General features: G+C 56.8%; 23 protein-coding genes and 1 pseudogene. 15 read left to right on the forward strand and 9 right to left on the reverse strand.

What is annotated here, in order from left to right:
• Nucleotides 1-25: 25 nt before the first annotated feature.
• The 3 genes and pseudogenes from trxA to ACR0DJ_RS15360 all read left to right on the forward strand — a co-directional run.
• Nucleotides 26-355: pseudogene (trxA, locus tag ACR0DJ_RS15350) on the forward strand (thioredoxin); the annotation flags it as partial.
• A 73-nt stretch (nucleotides 356-428) separates the two neighbouring features.
• A complete protein-coding gene (locus ACR0DJ_RS15355; protein WP_257599675.1) occupies nucleotides 429-779 on the forward strand; it encodes a Lin0512 family protein in 351 nt (116 codons plus the stop codon).
• Complete coding sequence (locus ACR0DJ_RS15360; RefSeq protein WP_170345876.1) at nucleotides 776-1,138, forward strand: Lin0512 family protein; 363 nt, start codon at nucleotides 776-778, stop codon at nucleotides 1,136-1,138. The genes ACR0DJ_RS15355 and ACR0DJ_RS15360 overlap by 4 nt, the downstream gene beginning before the upstream one ends.
• Nucleotides 1,139-1,199: 61 nt before the next feature.
• Here the strand turns inward: ACR0DJ_RS15360 and ACR0DJ_RS15365 are convergent, their stop codons facing one another.
• Complete coding sequence (locus tag ACR0DJ_RS15365) at nucleotides 1,200-1,394, reverse strand: DUF1127 domain-containing protein (protein ID WP_171640561.1); 195 nt, start codon at nucleotides 1,392-1,394, stop codon at nucleotides 1,200-1,202.
• Between the two features lie 197 nt (nucleotides 1,395-1,591).
• On the opposite strand from ACR0DJ_RS15365, the gene hslV reads away from it, so the two are divergent.
• Nucleotides 1,592-2,149, forward strand: a complete 558-nt coding sequence (hslV, locus tag ACR0DJ_RS15370) for an ATP-dependent protease subunit HslV (protein ID WP_170345873.1) — start codon at nucleotides 1,592-1,594, stop codon at nucleotides 2,147-2,149.
• Here the strand turns inward: hslV and ACR0DJ_RS15375 are convergent.
• Nucleotides 2,141-3,382, reverse strand: a complete 1,242-nt coding sequence (locus ACR0DJ_RS15375) for an MFS transporter (protein WP_480685532.1) — start codon at nucleotides 3,380-3,382, stop codon at nucleotides 2,141-2,143. The two genes, hslV and ACR0DJ_RS15375, sit on opposite strands and share 9 nt — an antisense overlap.
• A gap of 191 nt (nucleotides 3,383-3,573) precedes the next feature.
• On the opposite strand from ACR0DJ_RS15375, the gene hslU reads away from it, so the two are divergent.
• From hslU to ACR0DJ_RS15390, 3 genes are all read left to right on the forward strand, one after another.
• Nucleotides 3,574-4,881, forward strand: a complete 1,308-nt coding sequence (gene hslU, locus ACR0DJ_RS15380) for an ATP-dependent protease ATPase subunit HslU (protein WP_257599679.1) — start codon at nucleotides 3,574-3,576, stop codon at nucleotides 4,879-4,881.
• 68 nt (nucleotides 4,882-4,949) lie between these two features.
• On the forward strand, nucleotides 4,950-6,080 hold the full coding sequence (locus ACR0DJ_RS15385; protein ID WP_480685534.1) for an alpha/beta hydrolase: 1,131 nt from the start codon (nucleotides 4,950-4,952) through the stop codon (nucleotides 6,078-6,080).
• Entirely contained in the window at nucleotides 6,077-7,297 is a 1,221-nt protein-coding gene (locus ACR0DJ_RS15390; RefSeq protein WP_480685535.1) for an MFS transporter, read from the forward strand. The genes ACR0DJ_RS15385 and ACR0DJ_RS15390 overlap by 4 nt, the downstream gene beginning before the upstream one ends.
• Here ACR0DJ_RS15390 and ACR0DJ_RS15395 read toward each other — a convergent pair.
• Genes ACR0DJ_RS15395 through ACR0DJ_RS15405 form a run of 3 tightly spaced genes read right to left on the reverse strand, consistent with a single transcriptional unit; the run spans nucleotide 7,294 to nucleotide 9,577 of the window.
• Nucleotides 7,294-7,881: a Smr/MutS family protein gene (locus tag ACR0DJ_RS15395; protein WP_170345865.1), complete on the reverse strand. Its 588-nt coding sequence runs from the start codon at nucleotides 7,879-7,881 to the stop codon at nucleotides 7,294-7,296. The two genes, ACR0DJ_RS15390 and ACR0DJ_RS15395, sit on opposite strands and share 4 nt — an antisense overlap.
• Nucleotides 7,881-8,921 (reverse strand): murein transglycosylase A, encoded by a 1,041-nt coding sequence (gene mltA, locus ACR0DJ_RS15400; RefSeq protein WP_170345863.1) that lies wholly within the window; start codon nucleotides 8,919-8,921, stop codon nucleotides 7,881-7,883. Before mltA ends, ACR0DJ_RS15395 begins: the two co-directional genes overlap by 1 nt.
• Nucleotides 8,918-9,577, reverse strand: a complete 660-nt coding sequence (locus tag ACR0DJ_RS15405; RefSeq protein WP_480685537.1) for a Tim44/TimA family putative adaptor protein — start codon at nucleotides 9,575-9,577, stop codon at nucleotides 8,918-8,920. Before ACR0DJ_RS15405 ends, mltA begins: the two co-directional genes overlap by 4 nt.
• Nucleotides 9,578-9,685: 108 nt before the next feature.
• Between ACR0DJ_RS15405 and ACR0DJ_RS15410 the strand changes: the two genes are divergently transcribed.
• A complete protein-coding gene (locus ACR0DJ_RS15410) occupies nucleotides 9,686-10,186 on the forward strand; it encodes an FxsA family protein (protein ID WP_170345859.1) in 501 nt (166 codons plus the stop codon).
• A 54-nt stretch (nucleotides 10,187-10,240) separates the two neighbouring features.
• Nucleotides 10,241-10,741: a protein-export chaperone SecB gene (gene secB / locus ACR0DJ_RS15415; RefSeq protein ID WP_152459620.1), complete on the forward strand. Its 501-nt coding sequence runs from the start codon at nucleotides 10,241-10,243 to the stop codon at nucleotides 10,739-10,741.
• A 24-nt stretch (nucleotides 10,742-10,765) separates the two neighbouring features.
• On the opposite strand, the gene dnaQ is transcribed toward secB, so the two are convergent.
• From dnaQ to ACR0DJ_RS15435, 4 genes are read right to left on the reverse strand one after another with little or no spacing between them, the layout of a single operon-like run.
• A complete protein-coding gene (dnaQ, locus tag ACR0DJ_RS15420; RefSeq protein ID WP_152459619.1) occupies nucleotides 10,766-11,488 on the reverse strand; it encodes a DNA polymerase III subunit epsilon in 723 nt (240 codons plus the stop codon).
• Nucleotides 11,481-12,074 (reverse strand): dephospho-CoA kinase, encoded by a 594-nt coding sequence (coaE, locus tag ACR0DJ_RS15425; RefSeq protein ID WP_425079466.1) that lies wholly within the window; start codon nucleotides 12,072-12,074, stop codon nucleotides 11,481-11,483. Before coaE ends, dnaQ begins: the two co-directional genes overlap by 8 nt.
• The gene (locus ACR0DJ_RS15430; protein WP_171330670.1) at nucleotides 12,071-12,904 is read right to left on the reverse strand and encodes a shikimate dehydrogenase; all 834 of its coding nucleotides are present in this window, start codon (nucleotides 12,902-12,904) and stop codon (nucleotides 12,071-12,073) included. Before ACR0DJ_RS15430 ends, coaE begins: the two co-directional genes overlap by 4 nt.
• Nucleotides 12,901-13,500, reverse strand: a complete 600-nt coding sequence (locus ACR0DJ_RS15435) for a Maf family protein (RefSeq protein WP_170345851.1) — start codon at nucleotides 13,498-13,500, stop codon at nucleotides 12,901-12,903. The genes ACR0DJ_RS15430 and ACR0DJ_RS15435 overlap by 4 nt, the downstream gene beginning before the upstream one ends.
• A 404-nt stretch (nucleotides 13,501-13,904) precedes the next feature.
• On the opposite strand from ACR0DJ_RS15435, the gene ACR0DJ_RS15440 reads away from it, so the two are divergent.
• The 6 genes from ACR0DJ_RS15440 (at nucleotide 13,905) to ACR0DJ_RS15465 (ending at nucleotide 20,360) form a co-directional block, all read left to right on the forward strand.
• Nucleotides 13,905-14,354 (forward strand): CopD family protein, encoded by a 450-nt coding sequence (locus ACR0DJ_RS15440; protein WP_170345850.1) that lies wholly within the window; start codon nucleotides 13,905-13,907, stop codon nucleotides 14,352-14,354.
• 122 nt (nucleotides 14,355-14,476) lie between these two features.
• Nucleotides 14,477-15,748 carry a transcription termination factor Rho gene (rho, locus tag ACR0DJ_RS15445; RefSeq protein ID WP_170345848.1) on the forward strand — a complete coding sequence of 424 codons (1,272 nt, stop codon included), beginning with the start codon at nucleotides 14,477-14,479 and terminating at the stop codon, nucleotides 15,746-15,748.
• Nucleotides 15,749-15,779: 31 nt separating this feature from the next.
• Nucleotides 15,780-17,066: a tRNA uridine-5-carboxymethylaminomethyl(34) synthesis GTPase MnmE gene (mnmE, locus tag ACR0DJ_RS15450; RefSeq protein WP_480685539.1), complete on the forward strand. Its 1,287-nt coding sequence runs from the start codon at nucleotides 15,780-15,782 to the stop codon at nucleotides 17,064-17,066.
• A gap of 12 nt (nucleotides 17,067-17,078) precedes the next feature.
• Complete coding sequence (gene mnmG / locus ACR0DJ_RS15455; RefSeq protein WP_425079464.1) at nucleotides 17,079-18,947, forward strand: tRNA uridine-5-carboxymethylaminomethyl(34) synthesis enzyme MnmG; 1,869 nt, start codon at nucleotides 17,079-17,081, stop codon at nucleotides 18,945-18,947.
• Complete coding sequence (rsmG, locus tag ACR0DJ_RS15460; protein ID WP_480685727.1) at nucleotides 18,947-19,564, forward strand: 16S rRNA (guanine(527)-N(7))-methyltransferase RsmG; 618 nt, start codon at nucleotides 18,947-18,949, stop codon at nucleotides 19,562-19,564. The genes mnmG and rsmG overlap by 1 nt, the downstream gene beginning before the upstream one ends.
• Nucleotides 19,557-20,360, forward strand: coding sequence for a ParA family protein (locus tag ACR0DJ_RS15465; RefSeq protein WP_306977794.1), 804 nt, complete (start codon nucleotides 19,557-19,559; stop codon nucleotides 20,358-20,360). Before rsmG ends, ACR0DJ_RS15465 begins: the two co-directional genes overlap by 8 nt.
• The last annotated feature ends 17 nt before the right edge of the window (nucleotides 20,361-20,377 follow it).

A 20,377-nucleotide genomic window follows, 5' to 3' on the forward strand; every position in this document is an offset into this window, starting at 1 on the left:
TGTTCCCAAGTTTACCCCATTCAGGAGACAGAATATGTCGACCGTAGCCGTAACCGACGACACCTTTGACGCCGAAGTCAAGAATTCGACCGTTCCCGTGGTCGTGGATTTCTGGGCCGAATGGTGCGGCCCCTGCAAGCAAATCGGCCCCGCGCTGGAAGAACTGGCAGCCGAGTATGGCGACAAGGTAAAGATCGCCAAGGTCGATGTGGACAGCAACCCGAACGCGGCGGCCGCGATGGGCGTGCGCGGCATTCCGGCACTGTTCATCTTCAAGGACGGTCAGGTTGTTTCCAACCGCGCCGGCGCGGCGCCCAAAGCCGCCCTGCAAAGCTGGATTGACGAATCCATCTGATCTGGTCCTAACAGATTGTCTCGAAGGCGCCTCAGATCGGGGCGCCTTTTTTTTGAAGACGTCGGAGAAACCAATGGCAAAAACGCGGGTCCTTGTGGAATTCGGGATGGGCACGTCCCTGCGCCGGATGGACTATACCCAGGCGTCACTGCGGGCGATCAAGGATGCGCTTTGGCACAACTCGGTCAACATGGCGGAGCTGTTCGGTTTCCCGAAAGAGGCGATGATCATTGATGCCGAAATCGGGGTTCAGCAACCGGATCAGGTGGACATCGACGCGCTGAAAGCTGTCTTTCCCTATGGTCATCCCAACATCACTGTCACCAAAGGGGGCTTGGACATCGCAAAGCCCCACAGTGACGGGCACACGGTCATTGCCAACGCCGCCCTGATCGTTTCCTTCGACATGGAGCCCGCACAATGAGTGAAAAACGCATCATTCTGGAGATGGGAACAGGCAACGACCTGTACGGCCGGGACTATACCAAGGCAGCCCGCCGCGCGGTGCAGGATGCCTTGCACCATTCATCCATCACGTTGTTTTCGAAACTGGGGATCGACCATTCCGAAATGCGCGTCAGCGTCACGATCGGCGTGCAGGACCCTGAACAGGTAGATTGCGATCTGGTTGCCTCTGATCTGCCGCGGGGCAGGGCCGAGGTTCGCGCAGTCAAAGGTGGGCTTGACGTTGTCGATGAAGAAGCGGGAACGCGGCACGTGGTTGCAACTGCGGCGATCGAGGCATTTCTGCCTGATCTTGCCGGAAAATACGTTCAAGGCTGAACAAAGAAAAAGCCGCTCGGAAAACCGTGCGGCTGTCTTGAATTGGTGATCTGTGGGAACATCAGAGATCGGCGATGTCTGCGCGGCTCAGGCCGATATCGTCCAACTGAGCGTCGCTGAGTTCCGACAGGAGTTTGCGGGTTTTGCGGGATTCTTTCCATTCGACAACGGTGTTGACGACATTGATGAACGCGTCCACTACGTGCAGGATGGTAGCTGCTCCGAGCGGCGCATGAATGTTAGCTGTGGTTGCCATGTGCGCGGTCCTTTGTGAAGAAACAGCCGACCCGTTGTCGGTTGTGAGCCCCATGTAGTCCCGCATGCCCGGACTCACAATTGCTGGTCCGGTAACCCCGGAATGCGTTTTTTGCATATCTTTTGGGCAATTGAAGAACGGGTTGCGCCAACCTGCGACCCGGCCCATATATACCGCCAGCGAAAACGGAGACGATCATGGCAGACAACGACTTTCCCGGTTGGCACGGCACGACGATCATTGGCGTCAAGAAGGGCGGTCAGATCGTCATAGCCGGTGATGGGCAGGTCAGCCTGGGTCAGACCGTGATCAAGGGCACGGCGCGCAAAGTGCGCCGCCTGTCCCCCGGAGGGTCCGAAGTTGTCGCCGGCTTTGCCGGGTCGACGGCCGACGCCTTCACATTGCTGGAACGGCTGGAGGCCAAGCTGGAGGCGACACCGGGCCAACTTGCCCGCGCTTCGGTGGAATTGGCCAAAGACTGGCGCACCGACAAATACCTGCAAAAGCTTGAGGCGATGCTGATCGTCACGGACGGCAAGGACATGTTCGTGATCACCGGGGCGGGTGACGTGCTGGAACCTGAACACAACGTGGCCGCCATCGGATCCGGGGGCAATTTTGCACTGGCCGCCGCGCGCGCGATGATGGACAGCGACAAGTCGGCGGAAGAGGTCGCGCGTCAGGCAATGGCCATCGCGGCCGATATCTGCGTCTATACCAACGGCAAACTGACGGTTGAGACGATCTCAGGCTAGCAGCGCCGAGATTTCCTTGCCTTTCCAGCGGCGATGCATGCCGATCAGGCCAATGATCGCTGCGATGATCACGACATAGTAGGGCACGCGGATATCGATGCTCATCAATCCGCCCCCTATCAGCGACATGATCCCGCCCGCAAGGCAGAACACCGCGGTTGTCACGCCCATGACCCAGCCCTGATCCGCCTCGCTGACGCTGGAAGAGAAAAGCCCAAGCATGGTGGGGTAGGCGATTCCGAACAGGAAGTAGAAGAAAAAGACCGGCACGTAACTGAACATGCCACTTGGGCTGAAGGCGAATGCGAATCCGCAGATCACCATGACGATGAGTGACGTGTAGATAATCGCATATTTGCTGAACTTCTCCTGCGCGGGTTTCACCAGAAACGTGCTGGAAAAGGCCAGCGCGACGCCGATGACGACCATCGCCATACTGCCACCGATGACTCCGTATCCGAAGGCGCTGGTCAGGAAATTGTCGACAAACACGTAGAAGGTGACGTTGGCAATCATGAAGAACGAATAGACCGGCAGGATCTTCAACACGATCGGGTGACCACGCACTGCTGCCAGGCTGTCTGTTATGTCACGGGGACGGAACACAAAGGGTGCACGATCGGTTCGGGTATCCTGGAAGAAAAACAGGACCAGAAAGATAGCAATCATCACAAGGACAAAAGCGCCGTAAAACGGCGTTCTCAGCGTGGCGAAGCCGCCCAGCAGGGCTGCGTCTGACAGGACCGCGCCGATGATCGGCCCGCCCACCAGGCCAAAGCTGACGCCCGTCACGATATAGCCCATGTTCCGGTCCCGGTCAGTCGCGTCGGTGCTGCCGTCGATCATCGCCGCTTGCGCAATGGGTTGGTTGCCCGCAGTAAACCCGGTGATCGAACGCCCGACGATCAGCAGAAGAAGGCTGTTGAGGTAAAGCGCGGCAATCGTCAGGGCATAGCCGGCCAGAGCACCGCCCAGGCACACCAGCAAAGCGTTCTTGCGCCCGATCGAATCCGATACTTTCGAAACATAGACAACGCCCAGAAACCACGACAGGAAAAAGCACCCGATCACGAGGCCATAATAGAAATGCCTGCGCCCCTCGGGCGTGTTTTCGGGCAGAAACCCGGATTTCGTTTCCATGATCAGCGAGTTGATGATGGGAAAGACCAGCCCCTGTCCGATCAGATCCACGAACACCACAAACAGAAGGGTAATCTTGGCAATATTCGTCATGTCTTACGCTCCTGGCCTTCAAACCCTCGATACACCGTAGCAGACGGATCCCGCATTCCCCAAGCAAAGCATTTGCAAACCTGAGCCTGCATTGCTAACCAACACGGCCATGAATACAGGCTTGGTTGTTTTCGCCCGTACCGTGATTACCTAAGCCGCATGAAACAAATGCCGACCGAAAGGACCGCCCTTTGACCGACCTGACCCCGCGCGAGATTGTCTCGGAACTGGATCGCTTCATCATCGGGCAGAAGGATGCCAAGCGTGCCGTGGCCGTGGCCCTGCGCAATCGCTGGCGCCGCAAGCAATTGCCGGACGACATCCGGGAAGAGGTCTATCCCAAGAACATCCTGATGATCGGACCCACCGGTGTCGGCAAGACCGAAATCAGCCGCCGTCTGGCGAAACTAGCCCGCGCGCCGTTTATCAAGGTCGAGGCCACCAAGTTCACCGAGGTTGGATATGTCGGTCGCGATGTGGAACAGATCGTGCGCGATCTGGCAGACGCGGCTATCCTGCAAACCCGCGAATTCATGCGCGAAGACGTCAAGGCCAAGGCGCATCAGGCCGCCGAAGACCGCGTGATCGAAGCCATTGCTGGCGCGGATGCGCGCGAAGGCACGCGCGAGATGTTCCGCAAAAAGCTGAAAGCCGGTGAATTGGACGACACGGTGATCGAGCTGGAACTGTCCGACACCTCGAACCCGATGCCGATGTTTGACATTCCGGGGCAGCCGGGCGGTCAGATGGGCATGATGAATCTGGGCGACATTTTCGGCAAGGCCTTTGGCGGACGCACCGTCAAGAAACGCCTGACCGTCGCCGAAAGCTATGATTTGCTGATCGGGGAAGAAGCCGACAAGCTGCTGGATGACGAAACCGTCACCCGCACCGCGCTGGAATCCGTCGAACAGAACGGCATCGTATTTCTGGATGAGATCGACAAGGTCTGCGCCCGTTCCGACGCACGCGGCGGCGATGTCAGCCGGGAAGGGGTGCAACGCGACCTTCTGCCCTTGATCGAGGGAACCACAGTCAGCACCAAGCACGGTCCGGTCAAAACGGACCATATCCTGTTCATCGCCTCGGGTGCGTTTCACATCGCCAAACCGTCGGATCTGTTGCCGGAATTGCAGGGGCGCCTGCCGATCCGTGTCGAACTGCGCGCCCTGACCGAAGAAGATTTCGTGCGCATCCTGACCGAAACCGACAATGCCCTGACATTGCAATACACGGCGTTGATGGGCACCGAGGACGTGACCGTCAGCTTTACCGAGGACGGCATCGCGGCATTGGCGAAGATCGCGGCTGACGTGAATCAGAGCATCGAAAACATCGGCGCGCGGCGGCTCTATACGGTCATGGAACGGGTTTTCGAAGAACTGTCCTTCGCTGCACCGGACAAGGCCGGTACGAAAATCACCGTTGACGCGCAATTCGTCAGTGACAATCTTGGAGAATTGACCAAGTCCTCTGATCTGAGCCGTTACGTTCTGTAACACGGCCAGCCGTTTTTTGCCGTTGTTCTCGACTTGCCATGCTGGACGTTAGGCAAGAATAGGATAGCGTGTCCACAATTCACCCAGAGGGTTGGCCCGTGCTGCGCTATTTCATCATTCTGCTCGTATCTCTTTCGCTCGGCGCCTGTGTTGACCGGACGGTGTCCGAGGTCGTGCCAAGTGCCATGAATGTCGGCACACCCGAAACCATCTTCACAAGCACGACCCGCGCGCGTGAGGCTGACGGATCTTATGGATTCCGACGCGGTGAAACGCTCAAGTTTCTGGAAACGACTGTTTCGATTCCACCGACGCATACGCCGGGTACGCTCCGCTTCTCCTACGCGAATCCGAATCCACAGAAAGAGTTCGTTCTGGCTGATGTGACCGAGTTGGATGGACCGCAGGGGCTGCACAAGCACCTGCGAGGACAGGATGACGTCACGATCTTCGTGCACGGCTACAATTCGACCCAGACCGAAACGATCTTCCGAGCGGCGCAGCTGACACATGACATCGGCCTCCCTGGATCAACGCTGGTGTATTCGTGGCCAAGCCGTGCGACGGGATATGGATACGCCTATGATCTGGACAGTATGCTGTTCGCCCGCGACGGGTTGGAACAGACCATCCGCGAGTTGAAAGCCATGGGTGTCAAACGCGTTATTCTGGTCGCGCATTCCATGGGCGGTGCGTTGGCGATGGAAATGATGCGACAAACCGAACTGCAAGAACCCGGCTGGGCCAACCGAAACATCGATGGGGTCGTGCTAATCTCGCCCGATCTGGATCTCGATCTGTTTCGCTCGCAGATGAAACGTATCGACAACCCACCCGATCCGTTCATCGTAATGGTGTCCCAAAAGGACAAGATACTGAACATCTCGGGCCGCTTGCGTGGCACTGATGAGGGCCAGCGATTGGGGAACATCAGTTCGATCGACTCACTCAAGGAATTTCCGATCAGTGTGATCGACACGACCGCTTTCAACAGCGACGCGGCATCCTCTCATTTCGTTGCCGCGACCTCCCCGGCTTTGTTGTCGATCCTCAACTCGTTGCGGCGTGTCAACAATACCTTCGGGCGGGAAGACCGACCGGCCATCGATATTCTGGTGCCACCTACCGAACGCAATCCAGATGGTGCTACTGAAATTGTTCTGACGGAAACCGGGCAGGCACAGGTCAGCTCTCCGTGACGCGGTTCAAGCTGCGTCAGTATCTTCTGGACAATGCCACCTGGCTTGGCGCCGGCGTTCTTCTGACGTTTTTGTCCAGCTTCGGGCAGACCTTCTTCATCTCGATCTTTGCCGGTGAGATCCGCGCGGAATTCGGTCTCGGCCACGGTGCATGGGGTGGGCTGTACACATTGGGCACAACCCTGTCGGCCATCGTGATGATCTGGGCCGGAGGGCTAACGGACATCTTTCGCGTCCGGGTGCTGGGTCCGGTGGTTCTGACCGGGTTGACCCTGGCCGCCCTTGCCATGGCGCTGAATACCTGGCTGCTACTGTTGCCGGTGGTGATTTTTCTGCTGCGCCTTCTCGGTCAGGGGATGAGCACGCATCTGGCCGCGGTCGCCATGGCGCGGTGGTTCACGGTCACGCGGGGCAAGGCGCTTTCCATTGCATCCATCGGCTATGCCATCGGTGAGGCCTTGCTGCCCCTGATCTTTGTTGCGGCCATGGTTTACATGGACTGGCGTTGGCTGTGGGTCGTCGCGGCGGGGATGACCGCCTTGGGAATTCCCGTGTTGATGCGACTGTTGCGCGAGGAACGAACACCGCAAAGCCTTGCCAGCAAATCCTCTGCCATTGGGATGCAGGGTCGCCATTGGAGCCGTCGCGACGCGCTGTTTGACCCCTTGTTCTGGTTCATGGTGCCCGCCGTGCTTGCGCCATCGGCATTCATTACCGCGTTTTTCTTCCATCAGGTCTATTTCGCTGAGGTCAAAGGCTGGCAGCATATTCAACTGGTCGCTCTGTTCCCGATCTTTACCGGAGTATCGCTGCTGTCGATGTTTGCTGCGGGCTGGGCATTGGACAAATGGGGCACTGCGCGCATCATGCCATACTATCAACTTCCGATGGCGGTTGGGTTCGTGGTTTTGGGCATGACTGAATCAATCAGCGGCGCGACGGTTGGGTTGGTGTTTCTTGGCCTGACGGTCGGAGCAAACAGCACTTTGCCCAGTGCGTTCTGGGCAGAATTCTATGGGACCCGGCATATCGGCGCCATAAAGGCGTTGGCTGCGGCTGTCATGGTACTGGGGTCAGCCATCGGCCCTGGTTTGACCGGCATTCTGATTGACCTTGGTATCCCGCTGAGCATTCAGTTTTTCTGGATAGGCCTGTTTTTCGTGCTGGTATGCGCCTTGGTTTGGGTCGGTATTTCCCGCGCGCGCCGCGACCTTTAGCGCGCGCGCCTGAGATATACGTAATACGCCCCGTCTCCGCCGTGGCTTATATGAGCCGGCGTGACCTGCAACACCGCCTGGGCCAGCGGTGGGATCGACAACCAGTGAGGAACCTGATTTCGCAGAACACCACGCGGCGTCGGAATCGGACCGGGCTCGTCCCGATCCTTGCCTTTGCCGGTCACGACCAAAACCAGACGCTTTCCCTGTGCCTGCGCGCTCAGGATAAATCGGATCAGCGCCGGATGGGCCGAAGCGACCCGCATACCGTGCAGATCCAGCTTGCCTTCGGGCTTCAGCTTGCCGCGCTTCATCCGGCCAAAGGCCTTGTTGTCCATCTGAACCGGTGCATTGCGCAGCGCATCCGTCACCGAAGGTTTCAGATCATTCGGTTTCGGTTTCGACTGAAAGGTCTGTCCAAGTTCGAATGCCTGAAAACGCGGTTTCGGGGTTTTCTTGGGCTTGGGTTTCGGCAAAGAGGTCGGATGGACCGTCTGCGGGATTTCCGGGTGCAGCCTCTCGGCCTGTTTGGCGACCTTGCGCCACAGCTCGATCTCTTCGTTTGTCAGTTTGCGCCGGGTCATCAGAATTCATCCGGCAGCAGGGCATAGGCACGCTGGATGGGCAGCAACAGCACCATCCGGCCCGGATCCTTCAGCTTGCCCGCGGCCTGACCGGCTTCGTCCCCCGTTCCGAAAAAGATATCAGCCCGTTGCGCGCCTTTGATGGCCGCACCTGTATCCTGCGCGATCATCAGGCGGCGGATCGATTCCTTGCCGTCCTTTTCCACCCAAACCGGCGCACCCAGCGGCGTATAGGCCGGATCGACCGCGATGCTGCGCATGGTCGTTATGGATCGGTTCATGGCACCCAGCGGTCCAAGCTCGGGCGCGACACGTGAAACTTCGCGGAAAAACACGTATGAGGGGTTGTGGAGCAGCAATTCCGCACCGGCCTCGGGGTTCTTGCGCACCCAGGCGCGGATCATCTGCGCGCTGACCTCATGCGCGCCAAGAATACCGCGCCGCACCAGTTCCACGCCAATTGACCTGTAGGGATGCCCGTTCGCACCACCATACCCGACGCGCAAAGCCCCCCCATCCGGCAATCGAACACGACCCGAACCCTGGATTTGCAAGAAAAACAACTCTACGGGGTCATCGACCCAGGCAATCTCAAGCCCGCGGCCCTGCATTACATCACTGGTCAGGATTTCTCGCCGGCTCAGCCAGGCCCCCTCAGCGCGGGCCTCGGGCGGCATTTTGTAGATGGGGTACCTGAAACGATCCGTCCGGGTACGCGCACCATCAAGTTCGGGTTCGAAATACCCCGTGAACAGGGCATCCTCACCATCCTCGACCAGAACAGGGCGAAAAAAGAGCTCAAAGAACGACCGTGCCGCTTCGGCATCATAGGTTCTTGCCACACCGCACAGGGCCCGCCAATCGGGATCTTTCAGATCACCGCAGGTGTTCAAAAAAACCGAAAGGGCTGCACCGTGGTCATCCTCGGCCCAGCCATGCAGATCATCGAACGACAGAATGGATCGCGTTGCCTCGGCCCCGGCAGCGCTGGCAGCGGTCATTGCACCCACCAGTAAAAGCGACCGGAGCGTGGCAATCATGCGTCCGTGGCAACAAGCAGCCAGTTCGGATCGTCCTTGCCCATCACACGGGCAAAGGTCCAGCTGTCCTTTTGGCGTTTCACGGTATTGGGGCTGCCTTCGACGATATCGCCACCGCGATCCCGCACGACCGATGTCAGTTCACCCACGAATTTCACGGTGATTTCGGCCTGATTGGTATCCTTGTCGAACTTCACATCCGTCAGGGTCGTCTCTCGGACACCGATAAACTCGGCCTCGATCGTCAGGCCCTGATCTTCTCGTGCGGCGACGCCCGCAACGAAGGATTCAAAAACTTCTTCCGACAGGAACGGTTGGATCTCGTCCAGGTTTCCCTTTTCATACCCCATCAGGATCATTTCATAGGCACCGCGCGCACCCTGAACAAACTCGGTGACGGAAAAACTGGGTTCAACGCGTTTCATCGCCGCCAGCGTCTGTGCCAGCTCGCTGTCTTCCGGGACATGGTCTGTGATGTCATGATCCGGGCCGCCTTCGATCACTTCGAAATCGCGGCGCGACTTATGCGCTTCGGGCTGCTGCTGCACAGGCGGTTTTTCAAAACCTTCACGCGTGCCCAATACGCTCTTGAGGCGCAGGATCAGGAAAACGGCAATTCCGGCCAGGACCAGCAACTGGATCATGGGTTCGTTCATTTCATCCTCTTTTCAGAACCGCGGCTTTGTATACGCGGCCTCATGCCACTATGTAGGTGACCGTAGGTGGCAAGTCCACAGCCCGGCCTAAGGGAAAGGATAACGCAAATGTATCTGTTCTTGGCATTTTTGTTGGTGCCCATCATCGAGATTGCGCTGTTTATTCAGGTTGGCGGGTTGATCGGCTTGTGGCCAACCCTTGCCATCGTAGTACTGACGGCGGTTTTGGGCACTGTTTTGGTGCGGACACAAGGTCGCATGGCGTTGGGAAACCTGCAACGGTCGTTTGCCGAACTGGACGACCCGACCGAGCCGCTGGCGCATGGTGCGATGATCCTGTTGTCGGGTGCTTTGTTGCTTACACCGGGATTTTTCACTGATGCCATTGGATTTGCCTTGCTTGTTCCGGGCGTACGGGTTGCGGTTTTCAGGTACCTCAGATCGAAAGTCACCGTTACCCAGTTTCAGATGGGTCAGGGCCCCGGTTTTCGGTCACGGGAAAATCCGTTCGATCAGGGTGACATCATAGACGGCGACTTTACCGAGGTCCGCCCGAAAAATGATCCGTCAAAGCCGTCTAAATGGGTGGAAGGCCCCCACCGGCATTGAGGTGCCGCGCCCAACTTGATAAGCAGTGGCGAATTTCATTTTTGGAGTAGATCCATGGCCGAAGAAAAAGCTGCAGAAAACACTGCGGCCAAAGCCGCCCCGCAAGTTCAGATGCGTGTTCTGGGGCAGTTCATCCGCGACATGTCCTTTGAAAACGTGATGGCCCAGAAGGGTGTTTCCGGTGACGTACAGCCCGAAATCGCGGTTCAGGTGAATCTGGACGCCAAGAAACGCCCGGCAGACCACCAGTTCGAAGTGTCGATCAAGCTGAACCTGACATCCAAAGCCAAAGGTTTGGAAGACGTTCTGTTCCTATGTGAGCTGGACTATTGCGGCCTGTTCCACGTGGAAGGTGTGCCGGAAGACCAGCTGCACCCGTTCCTGATGATCGAATGCCCGCGGATGCTGTTCCCGTTCCTGCGCCGCATCGTCAGCGACATCACCCGTGACGGCGGTTTCCCACCGGTGAATCTGGACAATATCGATTTCGTCGCCCTGTATCGCAACGAATTGATGCGTCGTCAGGCCGAACAGTCCCAAAAGACAGACGCCTGAGGTTTTGGCCCGTACCTGACGGGATCAGGTGCGGGTCCACAGGGCATTGTCGCCCAGTTTTTCGATGAACGCGTCATGTGCCGCGCGTTCATCCTCGGTAATACGAGACGGCAGCGGCGTGGCTCGTGGTGCCGGTCGCCAATCATCGCCGCCGCCTGCCACGGATGATGCAGATGTTGACAGTCCAAAATCGGGCTGTCGTCCTCCGATCAGCTCAAGATAAACCTCGGCCAGAATTTCAGAGTCGAGCAACGCGCCGTGCAGAACACGGTTCGAGTTGTCGATATTGAAGCGGCGGCAAAGCGCATCCAGTGAAGCCGGCGAACCGGGAAACCGTTTGCGCGCAATCGCCAGCGTATCCAGCGCCTGTTCCATCGGGATGAGCGGGGCACCCATCCATTTCAGTTCGGCATTCAGGAACTTCATGTCGAAAGATGCATTGTGGATCACCAGCCGCGCATCGCCGACGAATTCGCGAAAAGCGTGTCCGATCTTGGCGAAAACCGGTTTGTCTTTCAGCGTCACTTCGCCTTTTTCCGGCGGACGCGGGTTTTCCAACAGGTCCGGGCCGATGCCATGCACGCCAAATGCCTCTTCCGGCATCGAACGTTCGGGGTTGATGTAAACGTGATACGTCTCACCCGTTGCGACGTGGTTCCACAGTTCGACGGCGCCGATTTCCACGATCCGATCACCGCTTTCGGGATCGAAACCCGTGGTTTCGGTGTCGAGTACAATTTCACGCATCTGCCATCCCCGCCCGTATCTGCCTGACCACATCCTGCACCTGCGCGCGGGCGTGGTCCAGAGTGTCGGTCACGATGACGTAATCCGACCGCGCGCATTTTTCTTCATTCGGCATCTGCTTGGCGCGGATTTGCTCGAACTGCGCCTCGGTCATTGTGCCCCGTTCCATGACACGCCGCTTTTGCTCGTCGGCCGGGATCGAAACACACGCCACCGCGTCCATCGCCGCGTCACCGCCCGTTTCAAACAAAAGCGGAATATCGAACACCAGGATGTCGTGTGTCGCGGTTTCACGATATGCTGCGCGGTCAGCAGCGACCAGAGGGTGAACGATGGCTTCGATGGCCTTCAGCGCAGCGGGATCGGCGGCAATAATCTGTTTCAGTGCCTCCCGGTTGACCGCACCGTCCTGTATGGCCGCCGGAAACAGTCGTTCCATGGGGCCAACAGCCGCGCCCCCCCTGGAATACAGACGATGCACCGCCGCATCCGCATCCCACAGGGCACAGCCTTCTTCGACGAACATCTGCGCCGTTGTGCTTTTCCCCATGCCGATGGAACCGGTCAGGCCAAGCGCGAAACTCATGCCAAGGCCGCCGCACGCGCATCAGCATCAACTTCGGGGCGCACACCGAACCAGCGTTCGAAACCGGGTACCGCCTGGTGCAACAACATGCCCAGCCCATCGACTGCGGTGCATCCTGCCTGTTCTGCGGTTTGCAACAGGCGGGTTTTCAAAGGTGCATAAACCAGATCCGTTACCACGGCACCGGGCTGCAACCCATCGAGTGGAACCCGCAATTCCGGTTGACCCTGCATGCCCAACGAGGTGGTGTTCACCACGAGCTCTGCGTTTTCGATGACATTTCCGGCCTGAACCCAATCCACCACGCGGATACGTTGGCCGAATTCCTCTTTCAGATGATCCGCACGGGCGCGGGTTCGGTTGGTCAGCAGGATTTCCGGGACACCCGCGTCAGACAATGCCTGCAACACGGCGCGCGCGGCCCCTCCGGCCCCGAAGACAACAGCCGGCCCGTCCTTTGCATTCCAGTCCGGTGCACCGGTGCGAAGATTCTCCATGAACCCGTACCCGTCAGTGTTATCCGCGTGGATCGAGCCATCTTCACGAAAGACCAGAGTGTTCGCCGCACCTATCACCGTCGCACGGTCAGACGCATGATCCGCGATCTTCAAGGCGGCTTCCTTGTGGGGAACGGTCACATTGGCGCCGACGAAACCCGCCTTGGGCAGGGTGCGCAGCACGGCTTCCAGATCGGCGGGTGCCACATCCATCGGGATGTAATGACCGGCAAGACCGTATGTCTTCAGCCAATGACCATGCAGTTTGGGGGATCGTGAGTGACCAATGGGATGTCCAATCACACCGGCCAAAGGAACCCGATAGTCCGTCATTGATCGATTACCCCTTTGACAGCCAGAAAGTTGAGCAGCTCCAACAGGGGCATACCCAAAACGTTAAAATAGTCGCCGTCAATGGTGGCGAACAGGCGGACACCTTCTTCCTCCAGCTTGTAGGCTCCGACGGCATGCCGGATACTGTCCCAGTTTCGCGCCACATAGTCTTTCAGATAGGCGTCGGAACTGGCCCGCATCCGCAACCGCACCTGCCCTACATGCCGCCAGATCGGCTCTCCATTCTGATAGATCACGGCCGCGGACAAAAGCATGTGCCGCTTGCCTCGCATGGCTTTCAGCTGGGCCAACGCCTGTTCGGGGGTTTCCGGCTTTGACATCAGCTGACCGTCAAAGTCCAGTACCTGATCACATCCCAGGACCATGGCACCGGGGTTTTTGTCGCTGACCTTCCGTGCCTTCATTTCTGCGAGTGTATCGGCAATGTCCCGTGGAGATGCGTTTTCAGCCAGCAGGGCGCGTTTGGCCGTCTCTTCATCCACGCGCGCGGTTTGAACCACAAACGGTACGCCTGCATTTTCAAGCAGCTGCGCGCGAATGGCGGACCCGGAAGCAAGAAGAATGGGGACAGACATGTGGAAAACCCCGTGCGCAAATCATTGAGAGTTCAGGGATGCTTTGTATGGGTTTCCGGTTGACACGCAACCCCGTGGATTTCGCGCCAGAGATCCCCGAGTCGCTCAAATCCCATCCCGTCCGGACAAGGATAAGTCAGTTTCTCTGGAAAACCTCGATATCCCGAATTCTCCTACCAGTTATCCCCAAGTGAAACAAGGAAGGATGAGAATAAACCATTGATTTTAAATGTTTAAAATATCCACCAACAGAATCACCTAAAGAATTCCGTGATCTGTCCACCTGGGGAAAACGCTTGTGTAAAAAAGTAATCCACGGATTTTGCTCACCCTACAAAACCATCATCCTTTTTCTTTTCTTATTTTTTTATTAGGGAGGGTTCCGAACAACGCCCGGAGCCGAAATGACCGATCTTCTTTTCACACTGTATCCGTGGGTGAAGTCACTTCATATCATGGCGGTGATTTCCTGGATGGCAGGCCTGTTCTATCTGCCCAGGCTGTTTGTCTATCACGTTGAAAAAGCTCAGGCCGTCGATGGCGCACAGGAAATTTTCTTTGAAATGGAAGAAAAGCTGCTGCGTGTGATCATGGGCCCGGCGATGATCGTAGCGTGGGTCTGTGGTTTGATCATGGTGTTTACGCCGGGCATCGTGGGGTGGGAATGGAGCTGGCCCTGGGTCAAGGGCGCCGCCGTGATCGGCATGACATGGTTTCATCACTGGTTGATGGCGCGACGCAAGGATTTCCTGGAAGGGCGAAACAAGCTCACTGGGCGGCAGTTTCGCATGATGAACGAGGTCCCGACCGTTTTGATGGTTGCCATCGTTCTGGCGGTCGTTCTGAAGTTCTGAGGGCCTGTTTGACTCCGAACCGCACTGCGCTTATGTAGGGATCAACACGCCCGTCCGGGCGGCGTATCTTCCATACTGAAATTCCACTTCGTGCCGCGCTGTGAGCGGTGAAGGTATATATCATGACAACCGAATCCCTGAATCTTGCTGATCTGAAAGCCAAAAGCCCCAAAGACCTTCTGGCGATGGCCGAAGAACTGGAGATCGAAAACGCCTCGACCATGCGTAAGGGCGAGATGATGTTCCAGATTCTGCGTGAACGCGCGGATGAGGGCTGGACCGTCGGTGGCGATGGCGTGCTTGAAGTGCTTCAGGACGGTTTCGGTTTCCTGCGCTCGCCCGAGGCGAACTATCTGCCCGGCCCGGATGACATCTATGTCTCACCCGAGATGATCCGCCAGCACTCGTTGCGGACAGGGGATACCGTCGAAGGCGAGATCAAGGCTCCGGATGAGAATGAGCGCTATTTCGCGCTGACGAAGGTGACCAAGATCAACTTCGAAGATCCGGAAAAGGCCAAGCACAAGATCCTGTTCGACAACCTGACGCCGCTCTACCCGGATGAGCGGCTGAAGATGGAGATCGAGGATCCGACCATCAAGGACAAGTCCGCCCGCGTGATCGACCTGGTCGCGCCGATCGGCAAGGGCCAGCGGTCGTTGATCGTGGCGCCGCCGCGCACCGGTAAGACGGTGATCCTGCAAAACATCGCGCATTCGATCGAACGCAACCATCCGGAATGCTACCTGATCGTGCTGCTGATCGACGAACGCCCCGAAGAGGTGACGGACATGCAGCGTTCCGTGAAGGGCGAGGTGGTGTCCTCGACCTTCGACGAACCGGCGTCGCGTCACGTTGCCGTGTCGGAAATGGTCATCGAAAAAGCCAAGCGTCTGGTCGAACACAAACGAGATGTTGTTATTCTTCTCGACTCGATCACAAGACTTGGTAGGGCCTTTAACACCGTGGTCCCATCCTCGGGCAAGGTTCTGACCGGTGGTGTGGACGCAAACGCCCTGCAACGGCCCAAGCGGTTCTTTGGTGCGGCGCGGAACATCGAGGAAGGCGGATCGCTGACCATCATCGCAACCGCACTGATTGATACCGGCAGCCGGATGGACGAAGTCATCTTCGAAGAATTCAAAGGTACGGGTAACTCGGAAATCGTTCTGGATCGCAAGATCGCAGACAAGCGTGTGTTCCCGGCCATCGACATCCTCAAATCCGGCACCCGGAAAGAGGACCTGCTGGTCGACAAGGGCGACCTGGCCAAGACCTTCGTTCTGCGGCGTATCCTCAACCCGATGGGCACGACCGACGCAATCGAGTTCTTGCTGTCCAAGTTGAAGCAGACAAAGACAAACAGCGAATTCTTCGATTCCATGAACACCTGACACTGGTCTTTAACTCTAGCGAGGCCTTCGAATGGATACGATATTCGCCTTGGCCAGCGCGCAGGGCAAAGCCGGGGTGGCGGTCATCCGCCTCTCGGGTCCGGACTCCCATTCAGCAGCGGCGCGCCTGACGGGTGGTGCGCTGCCAAAGCGTGGCATGGTCCTGCGCACTCTGACCGATCATGGCGGAGCACGTTTGGACGACGGATTGATCTTGACCTTCCAGGCCCCGGCGAGCTTTACCGGTGAGGACGTGGCCGAGCTTCAGATTCATGGAAGCACCGCCTCGGTCAACGCCGTGCTGCGTTGCCTGTCGGATACGGAAGGATTGCGCATCGCTGAACCGGGTGAGTTCACACGCCGGGCACTGGAAAACGGCAAGATGGACCTGACTCAGGTTGAAGGCCTTGCCGATCTAATTGATGCAGAAACGGAAGCACAACGTAAGCAGGCGCAGACCATTCTGGCGGGCGAGCTGGGCACATTGGCCGAACGGTGGCGTCGGGATCTGATACGGGCTGCGTCCCTGTTGGAGGCTGTCATCGACTTTGCTGATGAAGAAGTTCCAACCGATGTGACGCCGGAAGTACGCGCGCTGATCCAAGGTGTCATGTCGGACCTTCATCGTGAAGCAGATGGCGTCAAGATTGCCGAGCGAATACGTACAGGGTTCGAGGTTGCGATCGTCGGCCTTCCAAATGCGGGAAAATCCACTCTTTTGAATGCATTGGCAGGCCGTGAGGCGGCCATTACTTCGGAATATGCCGGGACCACGCGTGATGTGATCGAAGTTCGCATGGATCTGGCTGGTCTACCGGTGACCTTGCTGGATACGGCGGGGTTGCGACAGACCGAAGATCATGTCGAAAACCTGGGCATCGAGCTTGCGCGCAGCAGAGCGGAGGCTGCCGATCTTCGCGTTTTCCTGTCTGAAACGCCGAAGGACCTGGGGGTGGAGATGCGGGAAGATGATATACATGTTTTGCCCAAAGCAGACCTTCGGGGGATCGAGGGGAAGGGTGTGTCAGGGAAAACAGGTCAGGGAATAGATGCGCTAGTAGACCAGATATCGTGTGTGCTGAGTCAACGAACTACTACCCATGGTATTGCAACTCGGGAACGTCACCGCATTGCAATCACCAGAGCATTGGACTCACTCAAATCTGCAATCTCGGTTCTGGAATCAGGCCCAGACCTGTATGATATAGCGGCAGAGGAGCTGAGAACCGCCATTCGCGCCCTTGAATCCCTGGTGGGCAGAATAGACGTGGAAACTCTGTTGGATGAAATCTTCTCCAGCTTCTGTTTGGGAAAATAAGGAGTGTTTCACGTGAAACATTCGAAGTTTGATGTCATCGTCATCGGCGCAGGTCACGCCGGAACCGAGGCTGCTCATGCATCAGCCAGAATGGGCGCAACAACTGCGCTGGTAACGCTGTCTGCAGCCGACATTGGCGTCATGTCCTGCAATCCGGCGATTGGTGGTTTGGGGAAAGGCCATCTTGTGCGTGAGATTGACGCTTTGGATGGCGTCATGGGGCGCGTGGCGGATCAGGCGGGCATTCAGTTTCGTTTGTTGAACCGTCGAAAAGGGCCCGCCGTTCAGGGGCCGAGAGCGCAGGCGGATCGCGCCCTTTATCGTCATGCCATGCAACAGGTAACGGAGAAACAGGATAACCTGTCCGTCGTTGTCGGAGAGGTTGTCGATTTCCTGATGAACGGCGAAAAGGTTGCAGGTGTTGTTCTTTCCGATGGATCAGAAATTTCAGCGCGCGCCGTTATCCTGACGTCTGGTACGTTTCTAAGGGGCGTCATCCATATCGGTGACGTGTCTCGCCCAGGTGGGAGAATGGGGGATCGGCCTTCCATCAAGCTGGCCGAGCGGTTGGATGGATACGATCTTCCCATGGGGCGATTGAAAACCGGCACGCCGCCGCGTCTGGATGGACGAAGCATTGATTGGTCCGATCTTGAAAGGCAGGACGGCGACGATGAGCCAACCCTGTTTTCTTTCATGTCGAAAACCGTTGTCGCGCCCCAGATTTCTTGCGGAATTACGCATACAAATGCGCGAACACATGAGATCATTGCGGCGAATCTTTCGAAATCTGCCATGTATGGTGGTCACATCGATGGGGTAGGCCCGCGTTATTGCCCCTCGATCGAAGACAAGATCGTACGCTTCGCGGACAAGGAATCGCATCAAATCTTTCTCGAGCCCGAAGGGGTCAATGATCACACGATCTATCCGAACGGTATATCGACGTCATTGCCGCAAGACGTTCAGCTGGACTATGTGCGATCGATTAAGGGTCTGGAGAATGCAGAGATTCTGCAACCGGGATATGCGATCGAATACGACTATGTTGATCCGCGCGTCCTGAGCGCTTCTTTGTCCTTGCCAGCTGTTCCCGGACTATATCTAGCGGGTCAGATAAATGGAACCACAGGATATGAGGAAGCTGCGGCTCAGGGCATGGTGGCCGGCCTCAATGCGGCGTTGGAGACCCAAGGGCGGGAACCCATCCATTTTACGCGATCCGACAGTTATATTGGCGTGATGATCGATGATTTGACAACTCGAGGAGTTGCCGAACCTTACCGCATGTTCACGTCACGCGCGGAATTCCGGCTATCCCTGCGCGCCGACAATGCCGACCAACGGCTGACACCGCTTGGTTTGGAATTGGGGTGTGTCGGACAGGAGCGTAAAGTTCAGTTCGAAGAAAAAATGCGCCAACTTGAGAGTGTGAAGTCAAAGCTGACGGAACGGACTTATACGCCCAAGGAAGTTCTTGCCGCTGGTATAAACGTTAATCAGGATGGAAACCGTAGGGATGGGATGGCAATTCTGGCATTCCCCGATACCTCGTTTGAAGATTTGTTGCCCCTTGTTCCTGATTTACAAGACGTTGATCCAAAAATCCGCCTCCAGATCGAGCGGGACGCCTTGTATGCCAATTACATTGCCAGACAAAAGCGGGACGTCGAAGCAATGAAACGGGATGAATCCTATGTCATCCCCCATGAGTTCGACTATTTTGCTTTGGACGGCCTGTCTTCGGAGATGAAACAGAAGCTGTCGCAAGCCAAACCCGCAAATATCGCTCAGGCAAGCCGTGTTGAGGGGGTCACGCCCGCAGCGCTGACGCTTGTTCTGGCAAAACTGCGCCGGGATCAAAGAGCTCGCCAAGCATGATGGTTGATTATTCGAAGTTTGAGGACCTGAATGTTTCACGTGAAACATTCGAGCGCCTTGTAACCTATGTTGATCTGGTGAAACGTTGGAATCCTAAGATCAACCTCGTGTCGCGGAACAGCTTGGAGAATATCTGGGACCGGCATATTCTGGATTCCGTGCAAGTCTATCGGTGCGCTGACAGTTTTGACACCTGGGCGGACCTGGGAAGTGGCGGCGGATTCCCTGGTATGGTCTGCGCCATCATCGCTGCGGAAGAAAACCCAGGCGCCGCATTCAATATGATCGAGAGCGACCAGCGGAAATCGGCTTTCTTACGCAGCGTTGCGCGGGAATGCGGCATAAAATGCGCGGTGACTTCAAAACGGATTGAATCGGTTGATCCTTTGGCTGCTAGCATAGTTTCCGCCCGAGCACTGGCTGACTTGCGCACCTTGTTGTCCTTTTGTGACAGGCATTTACGCACCGACGGGACAGCGTTGTTGCCCAAAGGCGCAAATTGGAAAAAAGAGCTGGAAGACGCACGTGAGGAATGGAATTTCGAGGCTGAGGCGATTACAAGTTTAACTGAACCTCAAGCCGTTATCCTTAAGATAAATGGAGTATCACGTGGTTGATTTGTCTCGACCTTCAGGGCCTCGGATAATTGCTGTTGCCAATCAGAAGGGTGGGGTCGGGAAAACAACCACAGCTATCAATCTTGCCGCTGGATTGGCAGAGGCCGGTTGCAGAGTTCTGGTGGTTGATCTCGATCCACAGGGGAACGCTTCGACAGGTTTGGGTGTCGAAGATCGAGACTGGACAACTTATGATCTGATCCTCGACGACGCGCCATTGGAAGCCGTTGTTCAGGAGACTGAAATTGAAGGTCTTTTCGTTGTCCCGGCCACCGTTGATCTGAGTTCCGCCGATATCGAACTGATCTCAAACGAAAAACGCAGCTATCTTTTGCATGATGCTTTGCGGCAGACAGCCATAGACGCGTTTGAACTGGATTTCGTGCTTATCGACTGCCCGCCGTCCTTAAATTTGCTGACCGTGAATGCAATGGTCGCTTCGCATTCGGTGCTTGTGCCGTTGCAGAGCGAATTCTTTGCCCTTGAAGGCCTGTCGCAATTGATGCTGACGATTCGAGAGGTTCGTCAAACGGCGAATCCAGATCTGAGAATCGAAGGTGTTGTGTTGACCATGTATGACAACCGCAACAACTTGTCCCGCCAGGTTGAAAAGGATGCGCGTGACAATCTGGGTGAGATGGTTTTTAAAACCAAGATACCAAGAAATGTGCGGGTCAGCGAAGCGCCGTCATATGCGCTGCCTGTTTTGCAATATGATTCGGGCTCGCTTGGGGCCATGGCCTATCGGCATCTTGCTCGCGAGATCATGCACAAGAACAATAAGACCGCTGCCTAAGCGGGAACGAGGAGGGC

It is taken from the genome of Ruegeria sp. BF10 (assembly GCF_056538725.1).